This window comes from Bacillota bacterium, from assembly GCA_040754675.1.
In the GTDB taxonomy this organism is placed as follows: domain Bacteria; phylum Bacillota; class Limnochordia; order Limnochordales; family Geochordaceae; genus Geochorda.
This window is the reverse complement of sequence record JBFMCJ010000497.1, coordinates 1-2,977: the sequence shown is the minus strand read 5'-3', so window position 1 is coordinate 2,977 and position 2,977 is coordinate 1. Positions and strand designations below refer to the sequence as shown.

General features: G+C 59.6%; 3 protein-coding genes. 1 reads left to right on the top strand and 2 read right to left on the bottom strand.

Going from position 1 to position 2,977, the window contains the following annotated elements; translation table 11 throughout:
- Positions 1–790: 790 nt before the first annotated feature.
- Complete coding sequence (locus AB1609_19720) at positions 791–964, bottom strand: hypothetical protein (protein MEW6048672.1); 174 nt, start codon at positions 962–964, stop codon at positions 791–793.
- Positions 965–1,528: 564 nt separating this feature from the next.
- Positions 1,529–2,218 carry a hypothetical protein gene (locus AB1609_19715; protein ID MEW6048671.1) on the bottom strand — a complete coding sequence of 230 codons (690 nt, stop codon included), beginning with the start codon at positions 2,216–2,218 and terminating at the stop codon, positions 1,529–1,531.
- Between the two features lie 412 nt (positions 2,219–2,630).
- Here AB1609_19715 and AB1609_19710 point away from each other — a divergent pair.
- Positions 2,631–2,977, top strand: a 347-nt coding sequence (locus tag AB1609_19710; GenBank protein MEW6048670.1) for a DUF4062 domain-containing protein, incomplete at its 3' end; no start/stop codon positions are given.

Sequence of the window (2,977 nt, the reverse complement as noted above, 5' to 3'; positions counted from 1 at the left end):
CCATTCTCGCCGCAGTTTCTGCCGCGCACCACTCGCCATCACGGACCCTCCCCGAATTGATGAACTTCGGGGAGATTATCCTTCAGCGCCGAGCAGCACACCAGGTGGGTACAGTTTGACGCTTACCAGAGACTGGGGTCACTTCCCAGGTGCCAGAAACCTGTCGCCGGGGAAAACCGCTCCCGGATCTGAGCGCCCGTCGGCCTCCACCGACCGAACCGGTCCGCCGACCCGAGCCGCCCCCAGCGGACGGGCCCGGCGTGCTTACGCTGCATACAACAGCAACCCCCGGGGTCCGGATAAGGCGCCTGCGCAAGCAACCGCCCAGTGGCTCGATCGCTGGACTATCGGTCTGGTTCGCGGTCCCTGAGAGATCACCGCGCCCATCCCTCTGACCCGGGTCACCTCACACGAGATCGCAAGGTAGCACCCCTGGCAGATCTACCGTGCTCTAGCCCCTGCCACCCTGGCTAGACCAGCACCCACCACGATGCCCACCACAGGTAGGATTAGGCAGGTAACCACCCAATACCTCCAAACCCAATGCGCTTTCCCGCACCAGCGTGGTGAACAACAAGCGCGTCGGTTAGCGCCGGACCCCCTCCACGCGGGTAGCTAACGTGCTCAAGCACTTTCCATCCGGCGATCAGCAACCCAGCTGTAGCAAGCCCCGGTAACCACCATAGGCAACGTGAGAGCACTCGGGACGCCACACCTCCGCCCATGAAACCAAGAGCCACCTGGATCAGCCCCGAGGTAAGGCATGTGAGGAGTTACCGCCAAGAAGTGGTCACAGGCGTTGGCGAAGATGAAAAGGTGGCTCAAAGATATGCTCAAAAACCGCCCTCCACCGGTTCCGGTTGTCGTCGTGGGCGATCTCGCGGAGCCTCAGGGCGAGATCCGGACATCCGGCAGAATTGAGATACTCCCTTGCCTTCCTCGTTGCCTCCTCAAGGGTGACCATTATTTTCGCCTTCTAGCTGCGTGTGACCGAATTCTATCACATGCCCGCACTTCCTTCCATTTTCACGCACGCGGACGGCCGAACGATTTCGCTGTGCTTCATTATACTCTGCCAGCGTGCGCCATCCAATGCGCTACCCCACAGTATGCGCCGGGTCGCCTCCCACGCGCTCAGCCCCGGGCTCGCCGTGGCGCTATGCGGCAATCTCACCAAGACTTTGGCGGCCACTCCGCTGGCCGTTCGGGAAGCCCCGCGTCGCACAACTCATGTTCTCGGGCGCAGCCCGGCTTCGTATCGCGCCCCCACCTCTCAGCTCACAGGCTTCCCCGCTGGGTCAACCTGCGCGCCGTCGCACACTGCATCCTGGTACGAACCATCCTGCATCTACACGATCTACACCCTCCCACACCAAGCGCTCCCGGCCCACTGCCAGTGACAGTCTTCAGCCGATCGGCTGGGTAGATCAATCCCATTGGACACCCAGAAATGGATTACCTCGCGGTTATGTCAAGCTCTTCTACGCGACCAAGGACAAGGTCATGGCGGGCTCTATGCTCGCATGGGCTAATCATGGTCAATGAGATCCTTGGGGTCGAGGGTTGTGATGAACCGGTCGAATTCAGCCGCTATCCGTTCAGCAAGCGCTTCGGTGTGCGCAGGAGAGACTTGCACGGAACCCTCTTGGGGCCCTGACGCTAGGCCCAACTCTTCGAGCAGAGCACGCATCGGAACCCGGTGCTCAATAACCATCTCGCTGTGATCATTCCTCTGCCACTTCGCGACAACATCTCGCCAGGCATCCAGCAGCTGGGCTACGTCAGCCACGCGGACGTCCCAGTAGAAAGGTTTCCTCTCCCAATCCCATATCGCAAGCCTGTACGAATGAGCAGGGGGACCGAGCGCCGCCGCATAGTCTATCGCCTCCCGCAAGTACTCTGTGTCCGGCTTACCCGACGGCCGCCTCCTGTCCCACGCCCGGACCGCAACGAAGAAGAGGTACCCCACCTCGAGCTCTGGCCCGGTGAACTCGAACCGAATGTGAGCGTCGTACTTGTAGCTGCGGCGGTTCATCAGGATTTTGAAGACGCCACGATACCATCCTTCAGCTCCAAGCTGGTCTTCGGCTCCAACGTACATGCCAGCACGCACACAATTCCTGATCTTCTCCATTAGTTTTCCACAATGATCCCGGGTACCATTCACCACCTGCACGGCTTCCGATACCTTAGGAGCCGGGTGAAGCATGAGGGCCACTGGTGCCACCCCCTGACTTTCCATGAAAGACTTCAAATGCTTGAAGAGAACCCGACCTTCGCTACCCAGCTACCGGCTTAAGGACAAACTGGACCGGGCCGCGCAGGCCGTCGGAGCCGCCGCCCGGCGCGAATCAGCGTGAGAACGATGTCGGCCAGCCCAACCGCGCATCCGCAGATTGACAACCAAATGCTGCCCACAAGGGTGACCACAACCGGGCGCCGAATCCAACACCAAACGGCACTCAGGAAGCCGTGAATGGTAGTTGGTTCCTTTTCTGGGAAACGGGGTGGCTCAAATTTGGTGGGAAAGTGGCTCACTTTTCGCCGGGAATCTGCACTATCACGTCTGATGCTGGTGGTGAGAGCGTCCCACGTAGCTTTACTACATCAGCACCAGGGGGATGGCTATGGTGGAAACGAACCACACAGATGGATCCCCTCCCATGAGGCCGGGCGAGCGTCCTCTACTCGTTTTTATTAGCAGCGTGATACCCGAGCTGACAAGGGAACGGGCGGAGGTAGTCGAAGTCCTTGATAGGTATGAGCTGTTTTTGCCGTGGGCATTTGAATTCACCCCTGGCAGCTCAGAGCCGGTTGACTGCAGCTATCTCTCTAAGGTGCGAGAGGCGGACATCGTCATTTGGCTTGCAGGTGTTGACACAACCGAGCCAGTTCGTAATGAGATTCGCGAGGCGCTAGCTAGCAACAAGCGGCTATGGGCAATAAAGCTACCTGCGAAAGAGCGAACCCAGGCAAC